At 65.3% G+C, this 17,426-nt stretch carries 18 protein-coding genes; 14 read left to right on the top strand and 4 right to left on the bottom strand.

Going from position 1 to position 17,426, the window contains the following annotated elements:
* The first annotated feature begins 18 nt into the window (after positions 1-18).
* Complete coding sequence (locus AB7Z56_RS33100) at positions 19-552, top strand: PRC-barrel domain-containing protein (protein WP_063984830.1); 534 nt, start codon at positions 19-21, stop codon at positions 550-552.
* A 23-nt stretch (positions 553-575) separates the two neighbouring features.
* Complete coding sequence (locus AB7Z56_RS33095) at positions 576-1,889, top strand: MFS transporter (RefSeq protein WP_063984829.1); 1,314 nt, start codon at positions 576-578, stop codon at positions 1,887-1,889.
* A gap of 42 nt (positions 1,890-1,931) precedes the next feature.
* Here the strand turns inward: AB7Z56_RS33095 and AB7Z56_RS33090 are convergent, their stop codons facing one another.
* The 4 genes from AB7Z56_RS33090 to fixL all read right to left on the bottom strand — a co-directional run bounded on the left by AB7Z56_RS33090 (position 1,932) and on the right by fixL (position 5,338).
* Positions 1,932-2,630: a helix-turn-helix domain-containing protein gene (locus tag AB7Z56_RS33090; RefSeq protein ID WP_063986576.1), complete on the bottom strand. Its 699-nt coding sequence runs from the start codon at positions 2,628-2,630 to the stop codon at positions 1,932-1,934.
* Positions 2,631-2,733: 103 nt separating this feature from the next.
* Positions 2,734-3,156 carry a response regulator gene (locus AB7Z56_RS33085; protein WP_063984828.1) on the bottom strand — a complete coding sequence of 141 codons (423 nt, stop codon included), beginning with the start codon at positions 3,154-3,156 and terminating at the stop codon, positions 2,734-2,736.
* A 43-nt stretch (positions 3,157-3,199) separates the two neighbouring features.
* Complete coding sequence (fixJ, locus tag AB7Z56_RS33080) at positions 3,200-3,817, bottom strand: response regulator FixJ (RefSeq protein ID WP_063984827.1); 618 nt, start codon at positions 3,815-3,817, stop codon at positions 3,200-3,202.
* Between the two features lie 3 nt (positions 3,818-3,820).
* Complete coding sequence (fixL, locus tag AB7Z56_RS33075) at positions 3,821-5,338, bottom strand: sensor protein FixL (protein WP_063986575.1); 1,518 nt, start codon at positions 5,336-5,338, stop codon at positions 3,821-3,823.
* Between the two features lie 207 nt (positions 5,339-5,545).
* Between fixL and AB7Z56_RS33070 the strand changes: the two genes are divergently transcribed.
* The 12 genes from AB7Z56_RS33070 to AB7Z56_RS33015 all read left to right on the top strand — a co-directional run bounded on the left by AB7Z56_RS33070 (position 5,546) and on the right by AB7Z56_RS33015 (position 17,347).
* On the top strand, positions 5,546-6,379 hold the full coding sequence (locus AB7Z56_RS33070) for a universal stress protein (RefSeq protein WP_231144398.1): 834 nt from the start codon (positions 5,546-5,548) through the stop codon (positions 6,377-6,379).
* Positions 6,380-6,418: 39 nt separating this feature from the next.
* Positions 6,419-6,844 (top strand): CBS domain-containing protein, encoded by a 426-nt coding sequence (locus tag AB7Z56_RS33065; RefSeq protein ID WP_063984825.1) that lies wholly within the window; start codon positions 6,419-6,421, stop codon positions 6,842-6,844.
* Positions 6,845-7,145: 301 nt separating this feature from the next.
* On the top strand, positions 7,146-8,795 hold the full coding sequence (gene ccoN, locus AB7Z56_RS33060; protein ID WP_063984824.1) for a cytochrome-c oxidase, cbb3-type subunit I: 1,650 nt from the start codon (positions 7,146-7,148) through the stop codon (positions 8,793-8,795).
* A gap of 10 nt (positions 8,796-8,805) precedes the next feature.
* Positions 8,806-9,540, top strand: a complete 735-nt coding sequence (ccoO, locus tag AB7Z56_RS33055; RefSeq protein ID WP_014497065.1) for a cytochrome-c oxidase, cbb3-type subunit II — start codon at positions 8,806-8,808, stop codon at positions 9,538-9,540.
* A 13-nt stretch (positions 9,541-9,553) separates the two neighbouring features.
* Positions 9,554-9,718 carry a CcoQ/FixQ family Cbb3-type cytochrome c oxidase assembly chaperone gene (locus AB7Z56_RS33050; RefSeq protein WP_014497064.1) on the top strand — a complete coding sequence of 55 codons (165 nt, stop codon included), beginning with the start codon at positions 9,554-9,556 and terminating at the stop codon, positions 9,716-9,718.
* A gap of 6 nt (positions 9,719-9,724) precedes the next feature.
* Positions 9,725-10,600, top strand: a complete 876-nt coding sequence (ccoP, locus tag AB7Z56_RS33045) for a cytochrome-c oxidase, cbb3-type subunit III (RefSeq protein WP_063984823.1) — start codon at positions 9,725-9,727, stop codon at positions 10,598-10,600.
* 112 nt (positions 10,601-10,712) lie between these two features.
* Positions 10,713-12,179 carry a cytochrome c oxidase accessory protein CcoG gene (ccoG, locus tag AB7Z56_RS33040; RefSeq protein WP_063984822.1) on the top strand — a complete coding sequence of 489 codons (1,467 nt, stop codon included), beginning with the start codon at positions 10,713-10,715 and terminating at the stop codon, positions 12,177-12,179.
* A gap of 15 nt (positions 12,180-12,194) precedes the next feature.
* Positions 12,195-12,680: a FixH family protein gene (locus AB7Z56_RS33035; protein WP_063984821.1), complete on the top strand. Its 486-nt coding sequence runs from the start codon at positions 12,195-12,197 to the stop codon at positions 12,678-12,680.
* Between the two features lie 11 nt (positions 12,681-12,691).
* The gene (locus AB7Z56_RS33030) at positions 12,692-14,881 is read left to right on the top strand and encodes a cation-translocating P-type ATPase (protein WP_063984820.1); all 2,190 of its coding nucleotides are present in this window, start codon (positions 12,692-12,694) and stop codon (positions 14,879-14,881) included.
* Complete coding sequence (gene ccoS / locus AB7Z56_RS33025) at positions 14,881-15,048, top strand: cbb3-type cytochrome oxidase assembly protein CcoS (protein ID WP_063984819.1); 168 nt, start codon at positions 14,881-14,883, stop codon at positions 15,046-15,048. Before AB7Z56_RS33030 ends, ccoS begins: the two co-directional genes overlap by 1 nt.
* A 128-nt stretch (positions 15,049-15,176) precedes the next feature.
* Positions 15,177-16,319 carry a patatin-like phospholipase family protein gene (locus AB7Z56_RS33020; protein ID WP_441256731.1) on the top strand — a complete coding sequence of 381 codons (1,143 nt, stop codon included), beginning with the start codon at positions 15,177-15,179 and terminating at the stop codon, positions 16,317-16,319.
* Positions 16,320-16,396: 77 nt separating this feature from the next.
* On the top strand, positions 16,397-17,347 hold the full coding sequence (locus AB7Z56_RS33015; RefSeq protein ID WP_063984817.1) for an oxygenase MpaB family protein: 951 nt from the start codon (positions 16,397-16,399) through the stop codon (positions 17,345-17,347).
* Positions 17,348-17,426 lie beyond the last annotated feature (79 nt).

Below are 17,426 nucleotides of genomic sequence, written 5' to 3'. Positions count from 1 at the left end.
GCCTGCGAGGAGGGTTTTATGCGTACCGCCGGATGGTTGGTTCTGAGCGCAGCGATCGTCGCGGGATTGACGGTCGCCGCATCGCGTGCCGCGGAGGAACCGCCCGCGGGCCCAACGACGCCCCCCAGCGAAGCGAACGCGCCGGCCGCGGTGCAGCCGTCGACCTCCACCGTGCCGGTCACGCCGAAGGACGCCGCGCCGCCGCCGTCCGTGACCATCATCGGTGCGAGCGACGCCCATGGCGTGCTCGGCCGTGACGTGCGCAGCGCAGCCGACGAGGACATGGGCCGCATCGTCGACATCATCGTCGACCGCGCCGGCCGCGTGCGCGCCGCCGTGATTGATTTCGGCGGTTTCCTCGGCGTCGGTAGCCGCAAGATCGTGGTGGACTGGAACGCGATGCGGTTCGGCAAGATTGCCAACAAGAAGGACAGCATCACACTGGAATTGACCAAGGCGCAGGTCGCAGCCGCGCCGGAATACAAGGAAGACACGCCGATGGTGGTGCTCGGCGCGTCCGGCAGCCTGCAGCCGCTGCAAGCGATTCAGTGAGGCGCGGGGAGGGATGGCCGCCGGTGCTGTTGTCGAGGACGCCGAACCACGCAGATCGCGATAGCCGCGTTGAACGGTACAACGTTGCCGCGCCGCCGCCTGCGGGCCTTCCGGCGCCGTCGCGCCAGAGCCTGCGCGGCCTCGACTGGTTCATCTTCTTCCTCGCCGACGTGCAGACCGGGTTCGGCCCCTTCATCGCGGTCTACCTCACGACGCAGAAATGGACCCAGGTCGAGATCGGCCTCGTGCTGTCGATCGGTGGCATCGTCGCGCTGATCGGACAGATGCCCGGTGGCGCGATCATCGATGCCGCGAAGTCCGAGCGGCTGGTCGCAGCGCTTGCGATAGCGACCATCGGCTTCTGCGCGCTCGCCTATGCGGCGATGCCGATCTTCCCCGTGGTGGTTGCTGCGGCCACGCTGCATGCGGCGGCGAGCTGCGTGCTGGGGCCGGCGATCGCGGCGATCAGCCTCGGCCTGGTCGGTCCGCTTGCGATCGGCGAGCGGCTCGGCCGCAATGCGCGCTTTGCGTCCCTCGGCAACGGCGTCGCCGCCGCCGTGATGGGCACGGCCGGCTATCTCCTGTCGAGCCGCTCGGTGTTCCTCGTCACCTTCCTGCTCGCGATTCCGACCCTGATCGCGCTGTCGCGCATCCGCGAGGAGGAAGTGGACATCGCGCGCTGTCACGGCGAGATGCCGCGCGAGGCGCCGGTTCCAGGCGACACCAATCTCTGGCACCTGATCCGGCAACGCCCGCTCATCGTCTTCGCGCTGAGCGTGCTGCTGCTGCAATTGGCGAACGCCGCGATGATGCCGCTGATGGCGAGCGCGGTGACGGCGCGGTCGAGCCAGTGGGCAACCGTGCTCGTCGCCTTCTGCATCGTCGTGCCGCAGGCGATTGTGGCGCTGCTGTCGCCGACGGTCGGGCGCAAGGCGCAGCTCTGGGGCCGGCGCCCGCTGCTGCTGATCGGATTCGCTGCGCTGACGATCCGGGGCCTTCTGTTTGCGACCGTGCGCGATCCCTATCTGCTGGTCGCGGTGCAGGTGTTCGACGGCATCACGGCGGCGGTGTTCGCGGTGATGATCCCGCTGATCGTGGCCGACGTCGCCTTCGGCAGCGGCCATTTCAATCTGGCGCAAGGCATTGTCGGGACCGCGACCGGCATCGGGGCGTCCTTGAGCACGGCGCTTGGCGGCTATGTCAGCGACAAGTTCGGCAATGCCACCGCCTTCATCGGGCTGTCCGGCGTCGCCGCGACCGGGCTTTTGCTGATCCTCTTTGTGATGCCGGAAACCCGGCGCACCGGCATGATCGCGCCGAAAAAATTGGCCGGCTGAACGAATTCAGCCGGCCAAAGCGGGTGGGGAGGAAGACAGAAATCAGGCGTCGAGATTGTGCAGGCGCTGACGGTTGCGCAGCACGATCTGGCGGGCGCCGGAAAATCCCAAAATACCCTGGGCATGAAGCTGCGACAGCGCGCGCGACACGGTCTCCAGCGTGAGGCCGAGATAGTCGCCGATGTCGCGGCGGCACATCGGCAGTGCCATCATGCCGGCTACCGCAAGGCGGCGGTCCATCTCGAGCAGGAAGGTTGCAACGCGCTCCATCGCGGTCTTGCGTCCGAGCAGCAGCATGTGGTCCTCGGCGTGACGTAGTTCGCCGGCGGTCATGGCCCAGAGCTTGCGCGCGACCTGCACATCGGTGCTGGCGGCCTTCTCCAGGCTCGCGCGCTTCACCAGGCGCACGGTCGTGTCGATGATGGCTTCAGCGGCGAGGCGGTGGCTCGGACCGGATTCAAGGCCGAACACGTCACCGGGAAGATGGAAGGAGCCGATCTGGCGGCGGCCGTCGGAGAGCAGCTTGTAGCTGCGCACCGCGCCGGTGATGACCTGGTAGACATATTCGGCCGGCTCGTCCTCGCCGTAGATCTCCTCGTCCTTGCGGTAGGAGAACTCCGTGGCGACGAGGCCGACATGGCCGGCGATCGCGCCGAACTGGTCGGAGACGGGATGGGCAGGAGCAATCTTGCCACGAATTTGCGTGTTGATCGCCTGGGTGTTGAGCGTCTCGGTCAGCATCTGCGCCATCTCCGTTGTGATGACGCTTTGGTACGCGGGTTCGGGCGCTTCGAAAATTTCGCGAGATATCTTAAGGGAGGTTACCTACGTAGAACCCCGTAGGTCAGTTGCCGCGGCCGCCCTGGATGGCGTGGCGGATGGACTTGACCAGGGTTTCGTCGAGAAGCGGCTTCAAAATCACGTCCTTGACGCCTGCTGCGGCCGCCCGGGCCGAGATATTCCCATCGGGATAGCCGGTGATCAGGATCACGGGCGTGCCCTCGTCGGACTGGCGCAACCGGCCGGCCAGCTCGATGCCGTTGATGTCGGGCATCTTGTAATCGATCACGTAGCAGTCCGCGCCGGGCGCGCCGCTGGCATTCAGCAGCGCCGTGGCATTCCTGAAGGTCCGCACGGCAAAGCCGTCGGTTTCCAGCAGGAATTGCAGGGATCCCAGCACGGCGGCATCGTCGTCGACCACGTAGACGGTGGGCTTTGCGGATGACGTCACTGGAAGCCGCTGTTGGTGCGAGCCGATCTCGATCATCCCCTTTGGCTAGCACGGCCCGGGAGAATGATTTTGACCTGCCTCAATCCTTCAGCATCCCGGCGCGCATCGCCAGCCGGACCAGCTCCGAGAGGCTGTTCGCCTGCATCTTGGTCATGACGTTGGCCCGGTAGACCTCGATGGTGCGGGGGCTGATGTCGTATTCACGGGCGATCAGCTTGTTGGAGAGGCCCGCGATCAGCCCTTCCATGACCTGGCGCTCGCGCGGGCTGAGGGAGGCGACGCGGGCGGCGATGTCCTGCGAGATCGCCTCGTTCTTCGCCGCCGGCTCGGCCTGGCGGATCGCCGTCTCGATCATGGTGATGAGGCGGTCGTCCTCGAACGGCTTCTCGAGAAAGTCGACCGCCCCCAACTTCATCGCCTCGACCGCGAGCGGCACGTCGCCATGACCGGTCATGATCAGGATCGGGAACGGGCTTTGCTGCGCCTTCATCCGCTTCAACAGCTCGATCCCGTCGATTCCAGGCATGCGCACGTCGGAGACGACGCAGCCGAAGGCAAGGCCGGGCAGGACATCGAGGAAGGCTTGCGCATCGTCAAACAGGGTGACGCCGAAGCCGGAGGAATCCAGCAGGAAGTTCAGCGAGTCCCGCATAGCCTCGTCGTCATCGATGATGTAGACATGTCCCTTGGTCGTCATGGATCAATTCTCATCGGCTGCCGGGAGAGTGAAGCGGAATGTCGCGCCGCCTGATGGGTTGCTCTCGGCCCACATGCGTCCGCCGTGAGCCTCGATGATCGAGCGGCTGATGGACAGTCCCACGCCCATGCCGGTTTCCTTGGTGGTGAAGAAGGTCTGGAACAGGTTGGGAATGACGTCGCCCTGGAAGCCGGAGCCGGTGTCGGACACCTCGACCTCGATCATGTCGTCACCGACGCGGGTGTTGGCGACGACGAGCTCGCGCTGCGGCGACTGCGCCATCGCTTCCAGCGCGTTGCGGAACAGATTGACCAGCACCTGCTGGATCTGCACGCGGTCGGCGAGCACGAGATCGGCGTCGGGATCGAGGCTGAAGCGGAGCTGCACGTTCTGCTCGCGCGCGCCGGCAAGCCCGAGCGCGCCGGCCTCCTCGATCAGCTTGGACAGGCTCTCGACCCGCTTCTCGGACTCGCCGCGGGAGACGAAGTCGCGCAGGCGGCGGATGATCTGGCCGGCGCGCAAGGCCTGCTCCGCGGCGCGATCCATCGCACTTTCGATCTTCGGCGTGTTGGGATCGGTGCTGCCGGCCAGCAGCCGCCGCGATCCCTTCATGTAATTGCTGATCGCCGCCAGCGGCTGGTTGATCTCGTGGGCAAGCGCCGAGGCCATCTCGCCCATCGCGGTCAGCCGCGAAACGTGGACGAGCTCGGACTGCAATTCCTGGAGCCGCGCCTGGGTCTGCTGGTGCTCGGTGAGGTCGCGGACGAAGCCGGTGAAATAGGGCTCGCCGCCGGACTGCATCTCGCCGATCGACAGGTGCATCGGAAAGGTCGTGCCGTCGCGGCGCTTGCCGGTCACGATGCGGCCGATGCCGATGATGTGCGGATCGTTCGTGCTGCGATAGCGCGCGATGTAGCTGTCGTGGCGGGTGCGGTCGGGCTCCGGCATCAGGATGCTGACGTTCTGGCCGATCGCCTCCTGCTCGGACCAGCCGAACAGGCGCTCGGCGGCGGTGCTGAACAGTTGCATGATGCCGCGGCCGTCGATGACGATCATGGCGTCGGGAATGGTGTGAAGGATCGAGCGGAGGTGGGTCTCACGCGTGCGCAGGGCTTCCTCGACCTGCTTCTCCTCGTCGATATCGAGGAAGATGCCGCTGAGATGGCGCGCGACGCCGGATTCGTCTCGAATCAATCCGGCGCGCGCCCTGATCCATTTGCCGCGGCCGGAATTGGCGGAAATCCTGAAGGAGACGTCGAAACCGCCGCCATGCTCGGAGACCTGCTTGATCGCGTTCTCGACGCGCGCGCGGTCACCGGGCTCGAGGCGCGACAGGAAGAGGTCGTAACTTGCCGGCTGGCCCCGCTCGATACCGAGCAGCATCCTCGCGGTTTCCGACCACTCCAGTTCGCGCGTCGCGAGGTCGAGATCCCAGGTGCCGACGCCGAATCCCTCGATCCGGACCCGGAAATGCTCGCCGCGACTGTCGTCTGGCGGATGCGTTACGCGGGTCGGCGACAATCGATGACTCCCATCTTCGCGCGGCGGGCGTGGTGCCGCGAACATGACCGCAATTTCGCCCATGGACCGGCCCGAGGCAAGTTCGGATGTCTGATTCCATTGGCGGATTTCCCGCAAGGTCGCGCCCGGCGATTTGATCTACCTCATCCTGCCCCGTCACGGCGAGGCTAGATTTCGCGCCAGTTCATAGCTGAGCGGAGAATCCCAATGACTTACGCGACCGTGATGGTCAGCCTGGCGCTCGACCAGTCCAACGAGGCGCGCCTTCAGGTCGCGGGCGAACTCGCCGAGCGATTCGAGGCGGCCATTATCGGGGTTGCCGCAGGGCAGTTCGCGCCGCCGCTCTATTTCACCGACGGCGCTGAAGCCCAGAGCCTGATCGATCAGGAGGAAGCCTCCATCAGGAAGCGCCTTGCCGATCTGGAGGCGCAATTCCGCGCCGCCACCAAGGCGCGCGGCGGCCGCGTGGAGTGGCGCGGCGCCATGGATTTTCCGACCCGTTTCGTGCTGGCGCAGGCACGATGTGCCGACATCATCGTCAGCGGCGGCCAGAGCCCGGCCTTCTCCGATGCGTTCGCGCTCGCGAGCCCCAAGGACCTGGTGATGCAGGCCGGCCGCCCGCTTCTCGTCGTTCCCGACAAGGTCAACTGGCTCGACCTGCGCAGCGTGCTGGTGGCGTGGAAGGACACGCCGGAGGCGCGGCGCGCGGTGGCCGACGCGCTGCCGCTGCTGCGCAAGGCGAGGGACGTCACCATCGTCGAAATCCCGGAGCGCGACGACGACCGTTCGGCGGTGATGGCCGGCGTCACCGACGTTGCCGCCTGGCTCGCCCGTCACGGCGTCACCGCGAGCGCACGCGTCTCGGAGGCCGTGCGGAACGCAACCGCTGCCGCGCAGTTGGAGCAGGTCGCCGGCGACCTTGGGGCCGGCCTGATCGTGGCGGGCGCCTATGGTCATTCGCGCTTTCGCGAGCTGATCCTCGGCGGCGTCACCGAATATCTGGTCACCCAATCCGCCCGCAGCGTGCTGCTGTCGCACTGACGGCCGCCCGGCCCAAAAGCTAATCGAGGAGGACGCGCCGTGTACAAATTTCTTGAAGAGACCGTCGACAGCTACATGACGCGCAACGTCACGACGGTGCGGCGCGACCACGACCTGCTCGCGCTTAGCGAGATGTTCGAGCGTGATGATTTCAACTCCTATCCGGTCGAGGACGACGGGCAGGTGGTCGGCATCGTTACCAAGTTCGACATCCTGAAGTGTTTCGCGTTCTCGCCGAGCCAGATGCTGCCGCACTATCGCGACCTGATGAGCCGCAGGATCGGCGACGTCATGACGCCCGAGTTCATCTATGTCAGCCCCGACACGCGGCTGACGCGCGTGCTCCAGATCATGGTCGAGCACCGCATCAGGAGCATCATCGTGCTCGACGGCGCGGAAAAGCTGGTCGGAATCATCGCCCGCGAGGACGTCATCAAGGCGCTCAAGGCGACGGCGCGGGAGTGACTCCTTCCTTCTCCCCTCATGTCCGCCGAAGCCTTGGCGAAGGCGGATGTGGGAGAAGGTGGCGCGAAGCGCCGGATGAGGGGTTCTCTCCACCGAAAGACTCTCCGTGCGGAGCCAACCGCTCACCCAAGTGAGTGCGCGGCACCGTCCTCGCTGCCCTCTCCCATAAGGGGAGAGGGCACTTCAACTGGCGGGCGCCGCATCACTCACCCGAATAGAAATCCACCTGTCTTGATTTCAATCAATTCGCCGCGAGGTCGAATGTGGTTTCTGGCGGCGTGTTCTTTCAGAGAGAATCCGCATGAGCCAGCCCTCCATCTCCAAATCCATGACCATCGGTGAAAGCGGCCTGGCCATCGTGTTCGCAGTCACCGCCTTCCTTTGCGTGATCGCCTCGGCCAAGGCGCTCGATTCGGCCTTTGCCTTCCATGCCGCGCTCAGCGCAGCGGCGAGCTTGGCTGTGGTCTTTGGCATCATCAACCGCTACTTCGATCGTCCGGCGGCGCTGCCGCCGGCGGAGATCAACGGCCGCCCCAACTACAATATGGGTCCGATCAAGTTCACCGCCGTCATGGCGATGTTCTGGGGCATTGCCGGCTTCCTCGTTGGCCTCATCATCGCCTCGCAGCTGGCGTGGCCCGCACTGAACTTCGATCTGCCCTGGACCAGCTTCGGCCGGCTGCGTCCGCTGCACACCTCCGCGGTGATCTTCGCCTTCGGCGGCAACGTGCTGATCGGCACGTCGCTCTATGTCGTGCAGAAGTCCTGCCGGGTGCGCCTTGCGGGCGACCTCGCGCCCTGGTTCGTCGTGATCGGCTACAATTTCTTCATCCTGGTCGCCGGCACCGGCTATCTGCTCGGTGTCACCCAGTCGAAGGAATATGCCGAGCCGGAATGGTATGCCGACCTCTGGCTCACCATCGTCTGGGTCGCCTATCTGCTGGTCTTCCTTGCCACGATCATCAAGCGCAAGGAGCCGCACATCTTCGTCGCGAACTGGTTCTATCTCGCCTTCATCGTGACGATCGCGGTCCTGCATCTCGGCAACAATCCCGCGCTCCCCGTCTCGGTGTTCGGCTCGAAATCCTACGTCGCCTGGGGCGGCATCCAGGACGCGATGTTCCAGTGGTGGTACGGCCACAACGCGGTCGGCTTCTTCCTGACTGCCGGCTTCCTCGCCATCATGTACTACTTCATCCCGAAGCGCGCGGAGCGGCCGATCTATTCCTACCGGCTGTCGATCATCCACTTCTGGGCGCTGATCTTCCTCTACATCTGGGCCGGCCCGCACCATCTGCACTACACGGCGCTGCCCGACTGGACGCAGACGCTCGGCATGACCTTTTCGATCATGCTGTGGATGCCCTCCTGGGGCGGCATGATCAACGGCCTGATGACGCTGTCGGGCGCCTGGGACAAGCTGCGCACCGATCCCGTGCTGCGCATGCTCGTGGTCTCCGTCGCCTTCTACGGCATGTCGACCTTCGAAGGCCCGATGATGTCGATCAAGGTGGTGAACTCGCTCAGCCACTACACCGACTGGACCATCGGCCACGTGCATTCCGGCGCGCTCGGCTGGGTCGGCTTCGTCTCCTTCGGCGCGCTCTACTGCCTGGTGCCGTGGATATGGAATCGCAAGGGCCTCTACAGCCTGAAGCTCGTCAACTGGCACTTCTGGATCGCGACCCTCGGCATCGTCCTCTACATCTCGGCGATGTGGGTGTCCGGCATCCTGCAAGGCCTGATGTGGCGCGCCTACACCTCGCTCGGCTTCCTCGAATATTCCTTCATCGAGAGCGTCGAGGCGATGCATCCCTTCTACATCATCCGCGCCGCCGGCGGCGGGCTGTTCCTGATCGGCGCGCTGATCATGGCCTACAATCTCTGGATGACCGTTCGCGTCGGCGAAGTGGAAGTCCAGATGCCCGTCGCGCTTCAGCCGGCGGAATGAGGAGCTTTCCATGTCGTTCTGGACACGCCATCAAATCTTTGAAAAGAACTCGATCGTCCTGATCGTCGGCATTTTGCTGGTGATCGCGATCGGCGGTCTCGTCGAGATCACTCCGCTGTTCTACCTCAAGAGCACGATCGAGGCGGTCGACGGCGTCAGGCCCTACACGCCGCTGGAGCTCGCGGGGCGCAACGTCTATGTCCGCGAAGGCTGCTATCTCTGCCATTCGCAGATGATCCGCCCGCTGCGCGACGAGGTCGAGCGCTACGGCCACTTCTCGCTCGCCGCCGAGAGCATGTACGACCACCCGTTCCAGTGGGGCTCGAAGCGCACCGGTCCCGATCTCGCCCGCGTCGGCGCCAAATATTCCGACGACTGGCACGTGACCCATCTGACCAACCCGCGCGCAATCGTGCCGCAGTCGGTGATGCCGGGCTATCCGTTCCTGAGCCAGACCGAGGTCGATCCCGATACGATCGCCGACCACATGAAGACGCTCAAGGCCATCGGCACGCCCTACACCGACGACCAGATCGCAAACGCAGGCGCCGATCTGAAGGCCCAGGCCGATCCCGACAATGCCGGCTCAGACGCCTTCGGGAAGCGCTACGCCAAGGCCGTCGTGCGCAATTTCGACGGCAAGGCCGGCACGCCGACCGAGATGGACGCGCTGATCGCCTATCTGCAGATGCTCGGCACGCTGGTCGACTTCAAGCTCTACAACGAGAAAGCAAATCTTCGCTGAGAAGGCATCACCGATGAAAGCCATCCTGACACTCGACAATCTCGCGTCCGGTCTGGTGACCACGATCTGGACGCCGGTGTTCGTCGCGATCTTTCTCGCGATCATCGCCTACGCATTATGGCCCCGCAACAAGGCCGCTTTCGACGAAGCGGCGCGCCTGCCGTTGCGGGAGGAGTAAGAGATCATGACCGAACATCATGGCGACATCGATTCCGTCACCGGCAAGTCCACGACCGGACATGAGTGGGACGGCATCAAGGAGCTCAACACGCCGCTGCCGCGCTGGTGGGTGATCTCATTCTACCTCACCATCGTCTGGGCGATCGGCTACTGGATCGTCTATCCGGCCTGGCCGCTGATCTCCAGCAATACCACGGGCCTGTTCGGCTATTCCTCGCGCGCCGACGTCGCGGTGGAGCTCGCCAACCTCGAGAAGATCCGGGGTGACAGGATGGCGGCGCTAGGCGCGGCTTCGCTCGCCGACATCGAGAAGGACCCGGCCTTGCTGGCGCTTGCGCGAGCCAAGGGCAAGACCGTGTTCGGCGACAATTGCGCGCCATGCCACGGCTCCGGCGGCGCCGGCGCAAAGGGCTTTCCGAATCTCAACGACGACGACTGGCTGTGGGGCGGCACGCTCGACCAGATCATGCAGACCATCCAGTTCGGCGCGCGTTCCGGCCATGCCAAGGCGCATGAGGGCCAGATGCTCGCCTTTGGCAAGGACGGCGTGCTGAAGCCGGAAGAGATCGTCACGGTCGCCAATTACGTGCGGTCGCTGTCGGGCCTCTCGACCCGCAAGGGCTTTGATGCCGCCAAGGGTGAGAAGATCTTTGCCGAGAATTGCGTCGCCTGTCACGGTGACGGCGGCAAGGGCAACCCCGAGATGGGCGCCCCGAATCTGACCGACAAGATCTGGCTCTACGGCTCGGACGAAGCGAGCCTGATCGAGACCATCAGCCTGGGCCGTGCCGGTGTGATGCCGGCCTGGGAAGGGCGGCTCGATCCTGCCACCATCAAGGCGATGGCGGTCTACGTCCACTCGCTGGGCGGTGGCAAATAGCCTGCTCGCGACAAGCGGGGGCGAACAAAAGTGTCCCCGCTTGAGCTGGATCAACTGACGCGCTCGCGCCGGGTCTAGGTTTAATCGCACCTTTTCGAGAAGCTTCTTGGCGATGAACAAGACCGTGAACCCGAACGACCTCACATCGAACGATGACAATGGGCCGCTCTACGTAGCCCAGAAGAAGGTGTATCCCCAGAGCGTCTCCGGCACGTTCCGCCGAATCAAATGGGGGCTGATGGCGTTCTGCCTCGGCGTCTACTACTTCCTGCCGTTCGTGCGCTGGAATCGCGGCATCGGTGCTCCGAGCCAGGCGGTGCTGATCGATCTTCCCAACAGCCGCTTCTACTTCTTCTTCATCGAGTTGTGGCCGCAGGAAATCTACTACTTCACCGGCCTGCTGATCGTCGCCGCGGTGGCGCTGTTTCTGATGAACTCAGTCGGCGGCCGCATCTGGTGCGGCTATCTCTGCCCGCAGACCGTGTGGACCGATCTGTTCTATGCGGTCGAGCGGCTGGTCGAAGGCGACCGGCGCGAGCGAATGAAGAAGGACAAGTCGTCCGATCCGATGAAGCTGGAGCGCATCTCCGAGATCGTGCTCAAGCATTCGATCTGGCTCCTGATCGCCTGGTGGACCGGCGGCGCCTGGGTGCTCTATTTCAACGACGCGCCGACGCTGGTGAAGGAGCTCGTCACCTTCCAGGCGCCGATGATCGCCTATATCTGGATCGGCATCCTGACGGCGACGACCTATGTGCTCGCCGGCTTCATGCGCGAGCAGGTCTGCACCTATATGTGCCCGTGGCCGCGCATCCAGGCCGCGCTCACCGACGAATGGGCGCTCAACGTCACCTATCGCTACGACCGCGGCGAGAAGCGCACTTCGGTGAAGAAGGCAATCGAGCTGCGCGCGCTCGGCGAACACGTCGGCGACTGCGTCGACTGCTATCAATGCGTCGCGGTCTGCCCGACCGGCATCGACATCCGCAACGGGCCGCAGCTCGAATGCATCCAGTGCGGACTCTGCATCGACGCCTGCGACAACGTGATGACCAAGATCGGCCGGCCGAAGCGGCTGATCGGCTACGACAACGACATCAACATCCAGCGCCGCCAGGAAGGCAAGGCGCCGGTCTACCGCATCGTCCGGGCCCGCACCGTCGCCTACAGCGCGATCATCGCGGCGGTCGGCGGCATCATGATCTACACGCTCGCGACCCGTAGCCTGCTCGACGTCAACGTGCTGCACGACCGCAACCCGGTCGCGGTCAGGCTCAGCGATGGCTCGATCCGCAATGCCTATACGGTGCGGCTCTTGAACAAGAGCGGCTATGACCGCGTCATCGCGATCGACGCCAACGGTCCGGCCAATCTGACCACGCATGTCGTCGGCATCGATTCCGTGACGCCGGATAGGCCGATGATCGTGATCCCGCGCGACTCCACCAGCGAGCTGCGCCTGCTCGTCACTGCGCCGGCGGAAAGCAATCCGGAAAAGTCGGTTCCTGTTCGCTTCCACGTCACCGACATCGGGCTGGGCGAGGTCGCCACCGCCACCGACAATTTCGTCTCGCCCTAGGATCAGGAGACTGCCATGGCCACCAAGCCGCTGACCGGAACAAAAGTGTTCCTGATGCTGGTCGCCTTCTTCGGGCTCGTGATCGGCGTCAACGTGACCATGATGAAGCTCGCGATCGCGACGCTGCCCGGCACCGACGTCGACAGCCCCTATGCCGCTGGCCTCACTTATGATCGCGAGATCTCGGCGGCGCAGGACCAGGCCGCGCGCAAATGGCAGGTCAGCGCCCATATCGAGCGCCGCGCCGATGGTGCGGCTACGCTGCAGGTCGACGCGCGCGACGCAAAAGGCCAGCCGATGAGCGGGTTGAAATTCGGCGGCCGCCTGGAGCGGCCGACCGACAAGCGCGCCGATCTCCAGGTCGAGCTCTCGGAGGCCGACATCGGCATCTACCGCGGCAATGCCGCGTCGGTTGCGCCGGGGCAGTGGGATCTCGTGATCGAAGGCGAGGCGCGAGGAACACGCGTGTTCATGTCGCGCAACCGCGTGATCCTGAACTGAGGGAATTCGTCATGCAGGTCACGCGGGATTTTTCGCATTACGTCCGGGCCGCGGGCGAGGGTATCAAGCACATCGATCTCGCGGTCGAGGGCGTTCACTGCGCCGGCTGCATGGCCAAGATCGAGCGCGGATTGTCGGCCATCCCCGACGTCACGCTGGCGCGCGTGAATCTCACCGACCGCCGCGTCGCGCTGGAATGGAAGCAGGGCACGCTCGACCCGGCCCGCTTCATCGATCGGCTCGAGGAACTCGGCTACAAGGCCTATCCTTACGAGACCGAGAGTGCGGAAGCGACGGAAGTTGCGGAATCGCGCTTCCTGCTGCGCTGCCTCGGCGTCGCCGCGTTCGCCACCATGAACGTGATGATGCTGTCGATCCCGGTCTGGTCCGGCAACGTCTCGGACATGCTGCCGGAGCAGCGCGACTTTTTCCACTGGCTGTCGGCGCTGATCGCGCTGCCGGCGGCGGCCTATGCCGGCCAGCCGTTCTTCCGCTCGGCCTGGCGCGCACTGTCGGCCAAGACCACCAACATGGACGTGCCGATCTCGATCGGGGTGTGCCTTGCGCTCGGCATGTCCGTGGTCGAGACCATCCATCACGCCGAGCACGCCTATTTCGACGCGGCGATCATGCTGCTCACGTTTCTTTTGGTCGGCCGCTTCCTCGACCAGAACATGCGGCGGCGGACCCGCGCGGTCGCCGGCAATCTCGCCGCGCTGAAGGCGGAGACGGCGGCCAAGTTCGTCGGGCCCGACGAGATTTCGCAGGTGCCGGTCGCGGCGATCCATCCCGGCGACATCGTGCTGCTCCGGCCCGGCGAGCGTTGCGCGGTCGACGGCACCGTGATCGAGGGACGCTCCGAGATCGACCAGAGCCTGATCACCGGTGAGACGCTGTATGTCACGGCGGAGCAGGGCACGGCGGCCTATGCGGGCTCCATGAACATCTCCGGCACGCTGCGGGTGCGGGTCTCGGCGGCGTCGGAGGCGACGCTGCTCGCCGAGATCACGCGGCTGCTCGACAACGCGCTGCAGGCACGCTCGCGCTACATGCGGCTCGCAGATCGCGCCTCGCGGCTCTACGCGCCAGTCGTGCATGCGACCGCGCTGATCACCATTTTGGGCTGGGTCATCGCGGGCGCCGGCTGGCACGATGCGATCGTGACCGGCGTGGCCGTGCTGATCATCACCTGTCCCTGCGCGCTCGGGCTCGCGATCCCGACCGTGCAGACGGTGGCCTCGGGCGCGATGTTCAAAGCTGGCGTGCTGCTCAATTCCGGCGACGCCATCGAGCGGCTCGCCGAGGCCGACCACGTCATCTTCGACAAGACCGGCACGCTGACGCTGCCCGATCTCGAAGTGATGAACGCGGCCGATATTCCCGCCGACATTTTTGCACTTGCCGGGCGGCTCGCGCTGTCGAGCCACCATCCCGTTGCCGCCGCCGTCGCGCAGGCCGCCGGTGCAAGGTCGCCGATCGTTGGCGCGGTCGAGGAGGCCGGGCAGGGCGTGCGCGCTGTGGTGGACGGTGTCGAGCTTCGCCTAGGCCGTCCGTCCTTTTGCGGCGCCGAGGCGATGGTCGGCGGGGCAACGCTCGATCCTGAGGCCTCCATCGTGGCTTTCAGCAAGGGCAACGAGAAGTTCATCCTCTCGGTGCGCCAGGGCCTGCGGCCGGACGCGCAGGCCGTGATCGCGGCGTTGAGGGCGCGCAATATTGGCATCGAGATTCTCTCCGGCGACCGCGAGCCCGCGGTGATCGCGGCGGCCCATGCGCTGGGCATCGCCGAATGGCGCGCCGGCGTCACGCCGGCCGACAAGATCGCACGGATCGAGGAACTGAAGCGGCGCGGCGCCAAAGTGCTGATGGTCGGCGACGGCATGAACGACGCGCCCTCGCTGGCGGCGGCCCATGTCTCGATGTCGCCGATCTCGGCCGCGCATCTCAGCCAGGCGACCGCCGATCTCGTCTTCCTCGGCCGGCCGCTGGTGCCTGTCGTCGCCGCGATCGACGCCTCCCGCAAGGCGCTGTATCTGATGCGGCAGAACCTCTGGCTGGCGATCGGCTATAACGTCCTCGCCGTGCCGGTGGCAATCAGCGGCGTAGTGACGCCCCTGATTGCGGCGGCAGCCATGAGCGGATCCTCGATCCTGGTGATGCTGAATTCGTTGCGCGCGCGCGGAGCTGCGCGGGAGATCGTGTGATGGAAATCCTGGTCATCCTGGTGCCGCTGGCGCTGATGCTCGGAGGCGCCGGCCTCGTCGCCTTCCTCTGGTCGCTGCGGAGCGGCCAATATGACGATCTCGACGGCGCGGCCTGGCGCGCCATCGCCGACGACGAGCCGCCGCAGGACGCCCCAGCCAAGCGTTAACCGTTGGTTCCGCGCTGCCCTTTTCGGACATGGTCGCTGGACGGCCGGCGGTCGCCGGGCGTAACAATGCCGGAGGATTTTGCGTAGAAGCGACGGGGCAGGCTCTCCGGAGCAGGAGCGTGACGAGCATGCAGAAAAATGTCGGAGTGTGCGGGGCTAACGATCTGCCGGGACAGGTCGTGCTGGTGCTGCAAGGCGGCGGTGCGCTCGGCTCCTACCAGGCGGGCGTCTACCAGGCCCTGCACGAGGCCGGGATCGAGCCGGACTGGGTCATCGGCACCTCGATCGGCGCCATCAACGGGAGCCTGATCGCCGGTAATGCGCCGGAAAACAGGCTCGCGCGCCTGAAGGAGTTCTGGAAGCGGATGGAGCAGAATCCGGTCTGGGCTCTGGGTGGCGCCTTTCCCGACTTCAGCGAGAAGCTCGCCTATTTGTCGACTGTCACCAACGGCATTCCCGGCTTCTTCCGGCCCAACCCGCTGGCGCATGCGGGAGATTCCTTTCCACTCGGCGCCGATCACGCCGGCTTCTATTCGACCGCGCCACTGGAGAAGACGCTGAGCGAGCTGGTCGATTTCGATCTGGCCAATCGCTGCGCGCCGCGACTGACGGTCGGTGCGGCTCATGTCGGCACCAGCGAAATGCGCTATTTCGACAGCCGCGACGGCGAGCTGACGGTGAAGCATGTCATGGCTTCGGGCGCGCTGCCGCCGGCCTTCCCGGCGGTGCGCATCGATGGCGAGCTGTATTGGGACGGCGGCATCCTGTCGAACACGCCGACGGAGGCCGTATTCGACGACAATCCACGCAGGGATTCGCTGATTTTCTCCGTGCATCTGTGGAATTCCGTCGGCGCCGAGCCGACCACGATGGCGGAGGTCTTGAACCGCCATAAGGACGTGCAGTACTCCAGCCGCATCGCGAGCCAGATCGTGCGGCAGCAGCAGGCCCATCGCCTGCGCCACGTCATCAACCAGCTTGCCGCGCGGTTGCCCGAGAGCGAGCGCAACGATCCCGCGGTGAGGGAATTGATGAGCTACGGCTGTCCGACCCGCATGCATGTGGTGCGGCTGCTGGCGCCGCAACTCGATCGCGAAACCCATACCAAGGATATCGATTTCAGTCCGTCAGGCATTACGCGGCGCTGGCTTGCGGGCTACGCCCACACGAGATCGGTGCTGGCGCGAAAGCCGTGGATCGGTGAATTCGATCCGCTTGCCGGCGTGGTGCTGCACGAGCATATGGACGAGATGCCGATGGCGGCGGAGTAGGGCCGCGTCCGCTTTCATCGAATTGCCGCAGGCCCTGCGGATTGTCGGTCGTCGTCCGCTTTTGAGAGGCCTTGCAGTTGGTATCCGGGAACGATCTGGAATTGGCCCTCGATCAGGTCCGCGCCGACGCCGCGGGACCGGTTGCCGGCGTGTTCGGCCCTGACACGGTGACCTGGCAGATCGACCGGGAGGCCGTCATCTTTCTCGGCGCCGGCCGCGCGCTGTTGTTGCAGCTGGCGCATCCCTGGGTCGCTGCCGCCATCGCGGAGCATTCACGAACGCTTGCCGATCCGATCGGTCGCTTCCATCGCACCTTCGACATCGTCTTTGCGATGGTGTTCGGCTCGCTCGACCGGGCGCAGTTGTCGTCCCGGCAATTGCATCGGCGCCACAGCATGATCGTCGGCGCGATGCCCGAGGCCGTCGGTCCGTTCGCGGCAGGCTCGCGCTACTGCGCCAACGACATTCCGTCGTTGCGCTGGGTTCATGCGACGCTGGTCGAGACCGCGGTGATGGCGCATGAGCTGGTCCTGCCGCCGCTCTCGGCGGAGGAGCGCGAGCGCTACTGGAGCGAGAGCCGGATGTTCGGCGCCTTGTTCGGATTGACGGCCGACGATTTGCCCGCGGACTGGTCCGGCTTTGCGGCCTACACCGCGGCGATGGCGCAGTCGGACACGCTGACCGTCAGCCCGGCGGCGCGCGAGATCGCCGCGCAGATCCTTGGCGGCGCCCGTCCGTGGCTGCGGCCACCGCGATGGTATCGCGCGCTCACGGCGAGTTTGTTGCCGGAGCGGCTGCGAGCGGGCTTCGGGTTTGAATTCGAGGAGCGCGACAAGAGGGCAGCCGACAACGCGCTGAAATGGATGAGGCGCGTGTATCCGAAACTGCCGGACCGGCTGCGCTATGTCGGTCCATACCAGGAAGCGCAGGCGCGGCTGCGGGGCGAGCCGCAGCCCGACTGGATGACACGGTGTCTCAATCGCGCCTGGATCGGGCGGCCGCAAATGGATGTGCGCGGGAAGGGGTGAGGTTCTCCACTCTTAGGGTGACGGGCGATAGAGTGGCGCGCACTCTCTCCACATCGTCATTGCGAGCGCAGCGAAGCAA

The organism is Bradyrhizobium sp. 482_C4_N1_8 (assembly GCF_052075965.1).
Classification (GTDB): domain Bacteria; phylum Pseudomonadota; class Alphaproteobacteria; order Rhizobiales; family Xanthobacteraceae; genus Bradyrhizobium; species Bradyrhizobium barranii.
The sequence above is the reverse complement of the archived record's forward strand: the minus strand, read 5'-3'. Positions and strand labels throughout refer to the sequence as shown.